Genomic DNA, 8,539 nt, shown 5'->3' with positions numbered 1-8,539 from the left:
CTGGGACCTGGATGGGGCAGCGCTCGAGAAGGCAGACGCAGCCTTCGTAGGCGAGGGACAGCTCGCCAGTTGCCAAGAGAGAGCGAATGGTCGACAACTGCTCGGTCAAGTTGCGGCCTGGGTCAACGCTGGGAGGGAACGGATTCCTCTGGGCGTCGATCAAATTCAGAACGGCCTCGATGCGCTCGGCCACTTGCTTCTCGTCCAGGGGGGAGCCTTCTGTGGGCGCGCGCAAGTCTGGCGTGATGTTGTAGCGCAAGGGTCTCAGGTAGAGAAAGTTGAATGCACGGTCCTCCTCGGCAGTGGTTCTGAAGCCGCAGATGAGTGCCAATTCGATTAGCGCGACAGCGCTGCGATGGGTGAGGGTGAAGGGGACCCAGTCGAGCGTTTCGATGATTTGTGTGTACGCTAGCTCGACCTCGCCTTCGTCAATAAAGCTCTTGCAAACGCTCATCTCCCAATCGAACTGATTGGCGCTGCTGAAAAAACGGAGCGCCAAATCTCGCTGAGCGACGATTTCCGCCAGGACCCAAGTCTAATTTTTTCTCAATTTGATCGACATCCATGGCGACTCCTGAGGAGCGAGCGTCTCAGTCACGGGATCGGCGCGAGGTCACAGGGCCAGACATATTCGGCGTCTTCAACGCGGTGGGTCTTGAACTTGAAGGTGAGTGCAAGTTCGATGAGACCGACCGCAACACTGGCAGGGACCTGGATGGGGCAGCGCTCGAGCAGGCAGACGCAGCCTTCGTAGGCCAGGGCTAACTCGCCAGAGACCAGGAGGTCTCGGATGGTTGCCAACTGGTCGGTCAAGTTGCGGCCTGGGTCGACGCTGGGAGGGAACGCATTCCTCTGGGCGTCGATCAAATTCAGAACGGCCTCGATCCGTTCGGTGACTTGCCGCTTGTTCAGTGGCGAGATTTTCAGCCGTCCGTCTAGGTCAGGCGTTTTCCAAAAGCAAAAGGGGCTGAAATCGCAGAAGTTGAACGCGCGATCTTCCTCGTCAGTGGTTTTGAGACCGTAGATGAGCGCCAATTCGATCAGCGCGACAGCGCTGCGACGCGTAATCGTGAACGGAATTCCGTCTAGCAGGTCGACGATTTGGGTATAGGCCAACTCGGCCTCACAGTCGTCAATAAAGCTACTGCAGAGGCTCATCTCACGATCAAGCTGTTTGGCGCTGCTAAAAAAGCGGAGTGCAATGGCTCGTTGAGCGACGATTTCCGCGAGGACTGCGTGCAGCTTTTCTTCAATAAGATCGAAATTCACTTCGGATTCCTTGGAAGGTTGATGGGGTAAGCCGAAACCACTCGCTGGGTTTTCGGGTCATACACAACCCTGACCTCCACCCCTTGCCGAAAAACTTCGGCAACCAAGCGCCCCGTCCGATCCGGAGGCTGCCATGGGGTCTTCGGATTGGTGAATATTTCTCCAACCGTCGCAATGATCCTTCCTTCGGACCAGTCCGGTGGGAAAGGCGTCTTCCCCGGATTTCCAGGCCACAGATGTCCACCACTGCGCGGCCTGTCTCCCCAAAGTATGTGAGTCGCACCATTTCGATCGATGCCTCTTGGAAGATTGGCGAATACGGCCTCTTGAACCTCTGCGGTGCGCCGCGATGTCGCATCAAGCGCCACGATCTGCGCCTGAGGCACCACCGCAGCTGGCGACCGCACCCTTACCACCGTTGCGACCTCTTCGGCCGTCTGCGGATGGGTTACGACCTCAGCCGCTGCACCCGTCACCCGGGGCAAGGTGAGCATCGGGGCGCCCGTGATGGGCACACCGGCTGCAGTTGCCGCAACCGCATCCACCACCGCCGTGCAGGCCGCGGGACGAATGGCGCAGTAGACGACCGGGCTGCGAAGGAACTCTGCTATTTCGACGGGCGCGCCCGCCAGCGTGGGCGACAGCACCAGACCCGCCGCTGTGATGAACGCGCTTGTGGTCCAGCGCCCCACCATGGCACGCGCACTGCCATCACGCGCGGACCCGTCGCTGAGTTGCGAGCCGCTTGGAATTTGCAACTGGTTGTCGGTGTAGAACCGCCGTGCGATCGGGTTCGAGGTGACGTCGTTCAGGTACATCAGCGGGTTGGCACGTTGCTCCGCTGTCGCCTGGAAGAAGTAGCCCGGGCCGAGCGCCGCGGTGGCGGGGTCTGCAGGCAAAAGCTGCCGCCCGCCGTCACGCAGAAATGCCGCAGCAGATGCGTCCCACTCGCCAGAAACACCCACCTGCACAGCCCGGTATGCCTGCATGCCGAGACGACGCTCGGCCTCGGCTTCGGAGATGCCCATCTGCTTCGCAAAGCGCCGGGCGTTGTCCTTGATCCAGCGGATTTCGGTGGGGTGCAACTGCCGGTTGTTGGCGTCCACATTCAAGGCCAGCGCCGCCCCTGCCGCACTGCCGCCGCCAGCGACACCGCCCAACACCAGCGCGGCCACATTGGCGACCACCTGCCCTGTGCCGCGGGCGATTCCCTCGCTTGTGCCCGCATCAGAGAGTGCGGCCGTGACGTGGCCCTGCAAGGCGTCCAGCGCGGGCGCCGCCGCAGCCACGGCGCCCGCGCCTGCGGCACCCGCCACGCCACCGGTGACTGCACCCACCAGCACATGTGAGGCGACGCGGGCAGCGCCGCCCTCCTCCCAGCGGGCGGCCTGCTCCAGCAGCGCACGCTGCCGGGTCGGGTCGGACTCGGTTTGGGCCTCGGTGCGCAGCGCCTGCGCCCGGCCGTCGGCGATGTCGGCCACCAGCCTGGGTACCTGCTCGCCGATGCGCTGGGTGATGGCAACTTGCGCATCCACTTCCCGCTGCACCCGGCCCGCATCGAACAGGGGGCTGATGCCGGTCTGTGCATCGCCGGTACGGGCCGTGGTGTTGCCGGCGATGCCGGAGACGCCTGCGCGGGTGACGCTGGCGGCTTGGCCGCTGTCGCTGCCAAAGCCGGCACTGGTTCCGGCGGGTCGGGTTTGGCCGTCCGCGCTGTAGCTTGCGCCGATGTTGACCGAGGCCGCCTCGGCCCGGTAGGCGGCGCGGTTGTCGATGTCCGACAGCCGGATCTTCGGCGTGTCGAGCCGGTTCTGGCCGGCGGCCACGGCGGCGTCGGTGCTGGTGATCGCGCCGCCGCGCAGCTCGGTGCCGCCCTGCGCACGGACATGAAAGCCACCGTCGCCGGCCCGGATGCCGGCCTGCTCAGTCACGCTGGCGAAGTGGCTATCTACCCGGCTGCCGCCGAGCCCCACGCCGGCCGAGGGGCCCGGGCCGAAGGTGACGTTGGCGCTGGCTTGGGCGCGGTTGCTGTCGTAGCGGCTGGTGTCTTGCAGGCTTTCCACGAGCAGCTCGCCGCCGACATCGGCCACCACCTTGGGCGCCGAGACCACCGCGCCAGAAAGCACGGTGTCTTGCCCGCTGCGCAGTTGCACCTGCTGGCCAGCGTCGATGTGGCTGAGGGTCCAGCGGGTTTCCTCGCCGTCCGCGCGGCCCCGGCTGCCGCTCACCGCGACGGTGACACCGACCTGGGGTGGGGCGCCACCGGGGCTGCCGGTGCCCACACTCACCCCCACACTGGCGCTACTGCTGTGCTCGGTGTCGCGCTGGCGGACGGTGCTACGGGCAGCTTCGATGCGGAGGTCCCGCGCGGCGTCGATCTCCACGCGGCCTCCGGCGCGGGCCTGCACGCCTCGCAGCAGCACCGTGCCGTCGGCGTCGGTGACACCCGCGGTACCCGTAGCACCGGCAGCCCCAGCAGCACCGGTCGCCCGCACGCGCAGGTCTTTCCCCGCAATCACGCGCGAGGTCACCGCCTCTTCGCTGCTGGCGCTGTGGGTCGACTCGCTGCGGCTGGTGCCCAGGCTGGCGCTGAAGGTCACGCCGCCCGCAGCGCCGGGGTTGCGCGCGACAGCCTGCGCGGCGTCACGCACGGCCAGCGCCGTAGCGGCCACCGCGAGGGCCTGCACGCGGGCACTGCCGGTGTCGCCCGCCGCACGGTCCATTTGCTCGGCGGTCTGGACGGCGCTCACCACCGGGTTGGAGACCGACACCGTGACGCCGGTCTGGCGGGTGCGGGTGGTGGACTGCACCTCGCTGTGCGATTGCGCCGCGATGATCTCGACCTGCTTGCCCTCCACCTGTATCGAGCCCTGGGGCGCGAGCAGGTCTGTGCCTTCGGCGCGGACCCGGCCGCCGGCGCGGATGTCGATATCGCCCTGCAGGCTGCCGACCGAGCCCTTGACGGCGCTGTCGGAGCGAACCACCTCCTCGGTGGTGCTGCGACGACTGCCGATGGTGAAGCCGGTGCCGCCGCTGCCGAAGACGCCCGTTCGGCGGGACTCGTCAACCGACTGCCGCTCGGACCGGTCGCGGGCGGACTCGAGGGTGATGTCGCCTGCAGCGCGCAGAGACACCGCGCCGTCACCGACGATCTGTGCACCGGTGGCCCGCAGGTCCCGACCCGCCTCGACCCGCACGGACCGCCCCTCCACCTGCGCCACCTGGGCGCTGGTTTCATCCAGTTGCAGGGTTTTGCGGACGGTTTCGCTGCTGAGCGTGTCGCGGCTGGTGTGCTGGTGGGACAGGTCGAGCTGTTGGCGCGCCTCGCCGGCCTCCAGGCGAACGTCGCGCCCCGCGCTCAGGGTGGCGGCGCCCTCGTCGCTGCGCACCGACGCTGCGCGCACCCGCAGGTCTTGGCCGGCTTCGAGGGTGACTGCCCCGCGGGCGCTGAGTTGGCTGCCGACCTCGGCGCTGGTGGCTTCGCGGCGCGCGTTCTGCGCGTCCCAGCGGAGGTCTTGGCTGCTGTGGGTCTGCAGGGTGTCTACGACCAGGTCGCGGCCGGCCACCACCTGGGCGCTGCCCTCGCTGCGCACCACGGCGGCGGTGATCTGCACGTCGCGCCCGGCTCGGGCCACCAAGGTGCCGGCTGGGTCGCTGACGTAGAGACCAGCCACCCGGTCAACCTGAACCTGTCGGCCTTGGGCATTGGCCTGCTCGGAGGTGGTGCTGGTGACCTTCAGGTCGCGCCCGGCGCCTAGCGTCAGGGCGGTGGTGGCGCGGACGGTACCGCCGATGTTGGCGATGTCCTGCTGCGCCTGAAGCGCCACCTGGCCTCCGCCGATGAGCCCCTGGTTGACGAGGTTCTCCGCTGAAATAGTCAGCACCTGCCGGCCGGCGATGGTGCCGCCGTTGCGCAGGTCGCCGGTGACCTGCAACTCGGCCTGGTTGGCGGCAATCAGCGACCCCGTCGGGCTGAGGTCACCGGGGCGCGGCTGCAGGTACACCTGGGGCACCAGCACGGTGGTGGTGCTGCCATCGGGCAGTTGCACCTCGCGAGCGACCAGCCAGACGATGTCGGAGCTGAGTTGGGCCACCTGCTCCGGGCTGAGCGCAACGCCAGGGACCAGAGACAGCCGGCGCGCCGCGGTGGCGCCCGAGTCCATCAGGGCCTGGAACTGGGTGTGGTCGTCGCTGTAGCCAGCGATGCGGCGCTGGCCGGTGATGCGTGTGATTTGCTCGACCAAGAGCCGCTGCTCGTAGAAGCCGTCGCCCAGGCGGCGGACAACCGCGGCCGGTTGCAGGCCGAGCTGGCCCAGCAGGTAGTCAGAGCCGAGCCAGCGGCGGCCGTCGGTGAAGCGCGGGTCGGTCTCGACCAGGTAGTGGCTGCTAGGGTCGGGCAGCACGCGATAGAGGCTGCTGGTGGGCAGGCGCAGCAGCGGCAGCGCGTCTGGCAGAGCCCCTGCGTTTGTGTTTGTGTTTGTGTTTGTGTTTGTGTTTGCGCCCGTGCCGCTCGCGGGCGGGTTGGCGCCACTGCTAGCCGGCCCCTGGCCCACCGTGGAGGGCGGGGAAGCTGGCGGCGGTGGCGGTGGCGGTGGCGCCGTCGCACCGCTGGGCGCAGCCCGATTCCCCTGCACTTCAGAGGCGCCCAGGTCAAAGGTTCTGCGTGTGGGCGGCGGCTGGTAGTCCGTGACGCGGGATCCGGTCCTGTCCCAGCCGCGTTGGCGTTCGCGCCAGAACTCGGTGACGCTGCCGGAATCGGTGGTCCAGCGCTCGCCGGTGACGCCGATGTTCTCGAGGGCGCCGCTCAGCTGAAGTCGGCGGCCGGCGACGATTTGGCCCTGCTCGTTGCGAACGCGACCGGCATCGATACGCATGTCGCCACCGCTCAGGATTCGCGCGGGGTCGCTGACAGCGATGCGCGTCAGCCGGACGGTGCGGGTGACGGTGTAGGCGTACCAGTGCTCCCAGGTCTGGCCGTCGGGCGTGCGCAGGTGGTCGGACTCGGCGTTGAACACCCACAGGCCGGGCGTCCCCTCGCGGTAGCGCGGCCCCCCAGCGGCCGGCTGGTACTCGGTCACCTGCTCGGGAGGCAGCGTGACCTGCTCGACGCGAAAGCTCGGGTCGACGTTTTGCACCAGATCGGCACTCAGGCGCAAGGCCCCCAGCGCCTCAATGGTGGCGCTGCTGTTGGTCACTAACGCAGCCCGACCCATGGCCTGACCTTGGGCGTCCAGGGCGCCGCCCAGGGCCAGGTCGCCCGCACTGAGGATCAGCGAATGCGCGCTGTTGTCCAGGCGGCCGACGCCCAGGTTCAGCGAATCACGGGCGGCAATGACCGCGGCCTGGCCGCCCTCGGCCCGGTTGGTGAGCGCGTCCGCCGCGATCGCCAGGCGGTCACCGTAAATCCGGCCTGTGCCGTGGTTGTCGAGACGGCGGGTGTCGATACGGACGTCGGTGCCGTCGACAAGGCCCGGGTTGTCCAGCGAGTCGGCCTGGAGCCGCAGCGTGTCGCCGGTGAGCTCGCCCCGGTTCTCCAGCGCGCCCGTGGTGACACGCAGCTCCGTGGCCCGCGTCTCGCCGAGGTTGAGCAAGCTGTCGGCCTTGAACGCCAGGCGGGGCGCCTCGAGGCGGGCCGAGCCGAGGACCAGACGCCCCTGCACGTCCAGTGCAATGCCTTGGCCGGCCAACCAGCGCCCATCAGGGGTGTGGTCCCCGAGCAGGCGTGCTTGCAGGCTGCCGCCGGCATCCACCTGGCCGTCGGCGTTGTTCAGCGCTTGCGTCTGCAGGCGAATGTCACCACCTGCCGCAATGAGGCCGCCCTGGTTCGACACGGAACCGGCGACCAGCGCCAAGTCGCCCTGATCCGCGCTGAGAATGCCGCCCTGGTTGAGCAGGGCGCCACCCAGCGAGAGCTGCAGCAGACCCGGACCGGTCTGGCGCAGCAGACCGCCACGGTTGTCAATGCCCCCAGCGGCAATGAAGATGCGCGGCGCCTCGACCCGGGCGCCAGCAGTGACCAGCGTGTTGCGGACAGAAAACGTGAGCGTGTTGCCGGCCAGCAGGTCGGCGCCGGTCAGGTCGAGGTCACCCTCGCGTGAGGTCAGGCTGATTTGGCTCGCCCGCAGCACCGCACCCCCCAGCCAGGTGCTGCGCGCGTCGACCACCAGGGCCGCTCCAGCCTGCCAGCGCCCGCCCAGCGCAACTGCGTCGCCCGAGACGAGGATGCGCCCCTGGCTGCTCAGACGGCCGTCCGACAACACACCCGCCAGATTGAGAGACGCCGCGTCGGCCTCGACCGATCCCTGTGCACCGGCATCCAGACGCAGGTCGCCGCCGGCGGCAACGCGTCCGGCCTGCCGGATACGGCTGTTGCTGACGATGGCCAGGTCACCGCCGGCGCGCAGGTCACCGGATTGCTCGACCCCCTGCGCCCCCTCCAGGCTCAGGTCAACTCGGGACAGCACCTGGCCCGTGTTGTCGATGACGCCCTGGGACGACAGACGCAGCGGCCCCTCTGAACTGATGGCGCCGCGGTTGGACACGCCCGCGCTGGCCTCAGCGCCCAGCGGCCCTGCCGAGGACAAGCTGCCCAGGTTCTCCAGCCAACCGCTGGCGCTGATGCGGAGCGCCCCCGCCGTGGCGCCGATGTCGCCGGCGTTGCGCACGCCCACGCCATTGCCATACCCCACCAGGTGAATGGCGCCGGCATACATACCGCCTAGCCGGCTCACGTCGATCGCGACTGCCGGACGCCCAGACGCGTCGGCGAAGGGCTTCACTGCAGCCACCGCGCCTTGCGCGCCCCACGCCACCTCCTGCGCGCCAGCGACCACCTGCAGTTGCCCGGTGACGCGCAGCTGGGCGTCGACGCGCACCGCGTGGGCGATCAAGGCAGCGTAGTCGAGGCCGCCGCCGTCGAGCCCAGCGCCGGTGATTTGCAGCACGCCTGGCCGCGAACGCCAGCCGGTCAGCGGGCCCTGTCCGCCCTCAGCCAGCAGCGGCGTTGCGGCGGCCAGCGTGGCGCGATTGACATTGATGAAGCCGCAGCCGTCGCACGAGATGCCGGCGGGATTGGCCACCACCACCTCGGCCCGCGACCCGGCCACTTCGATGTAACCGCGCAGCTGGCTGGCGCTGCCGCCGCTGACTTCAGTAAGGATGACGCGTGCCGGCCCAGCGGTCAGTGCGCCATTTCCCTGCACCCAGCCCCCGAGCACGGTGGCGGTATTGCTGGGGTTGTTTTGCAAGATGACGCCGCGCCGGTCGATGT

Annotated in this window: 4 protein-coding genes; all 4 read right to left on the bottom strand. The window is 68.5% G+C overall.

Annotated features, from left to right (window positions below; all coding sequences use genetic code 11):
- A partial coding sequence (locus tag QE494_RS05110) for a hypothetical protein (protein ID WP_300041830.1) occupies positions 1-454 on the bottom strand: 454 nt, incomplete at its 3' end.
- Positions 429-566 carry a hypothetical protein gene (locus QE494_RS05105; RefSeq protein WP_300041829.1) on the bottom strand — a complete coding sequence of 46 codons (138 nt, stop codon included), beginning with the start codon at positions 564-566 and terminating at the stop codon, positions 429-431. The genes QE494_RS05105 and QE494_RS05110, both read right to left, overlap by 26 nt.
- Before the next feature lie 28 nt (positions 567-594).
- Positions 595-1,269, bottom strand: a complete 675-nt coding sequence (locus QE494_RS05100; protein ID WP_300041828.1) for a hypothetical protein — start codon at positions 1,267-1,269, stop codon at positions 595-597.
- Positions 1,266-8,537 carry a hemagglutinin repeat-containing protein gene (locus QE494_RS05095; RefSeq protein ID WP_336619424.1) on the bottom strand — a complete coding sequence of 2,424 codons (7,272 nt, stop codon included), beginning with the start codon at positions 8,535-8,537 and terminating at the stop codon, positions 1,266-1,268. The genes QE494_RS05100 and QE494_RS05095 overlap by 4 nt, the downstream gene beginning before the upstream one ends.
- Between the last annotated feature and the right edge of the window lie 2 nt (positions 8,538-8,539).

The sequence above is a fragment of the Ramlibacter sp. genome (assembly GCF_029866045.1).
In the GTDB taxonomy this organism is placed as follows: Bacteria; Pseudomonadota; Gammaproteobacteria; order Burkholderiales; family Burkholderiaceae_C; genus Ramlibacter.
This window is presented reverse-complemented; position numbering and strand designations above follow the sequence as displayed.

Coding starts and splice junctions, on each gene's coding strand:
- QE494_RS05105 (WP_300041829.1), bottom strand. CDS start 566: ATGGATGTCGATCAAATTGAGAAAAAATTAGACTTGGGTCCTGGCGGA.